The sequence below is a fragment of the Pseudoalteromonas sp. S2893 genome (assembly GCF_005887105.1).
Lineage (GTDB): Bacteria > Pseudomonadota > Gammaproteobacteria > Enterobacterales > Alteromonadaceae > Pseudoalteromonas > Pseudoalteromonas atlantica.
The window spans coordinates 1-277 of record NZ_PNCY01000077.1 but is presented as its reverse complement, the minus strand read 5'-3'; the positions used below and the strand labels follow the sequence as shown (position 1 = coordinate 277).

Below are 277 nucleotides of genomic sequence, written 5' to 3'. Positions count from 1 at the left end.
AAGTAAAGTGGTGGAGCTAAGCAGGATCGAACTGCTGACCTCCTGCGTGCAAGGCAGGCGCTCTCCCAGCTGAGCTATAGCCCCACATATGCTGGTCTTATTGTTTGTTATCCGACTTCGTTTTAACCTTAGTGATAAGATTAAGAAGAAGTGGTGGGTCTGGGTGGATTTGAACCACCGACCTCACCCTTATCAGGGGTGCGCTCTAACCAACTGAGCTACAGACCCAAACAATAAGTGTTGTTCTCTTTACAATTAACAATCATCTGTGTGGACA

At 46.9% G+C, this 277-nt stretch carries 2 tRNA genes; both read right to left on the bottom strand.

What is annotated here, in order from left to right:
* Nucleotides 1-8: 8 nt before the first annotated feature.
* A tRNA-Ala gene (locus CWC04_RS19215) sits at nucleotides 9-84 on the bottom strand.
* A 67-nt stretch (nucleotides 85-151) separates the two neighbouring features.
* Nucleotides 152-228, bottom strand: a tRNA-Ile gene (locus CWC04_RS19210).
* Nucleotides 229-277: the final 49 nt, after the last annotated feature.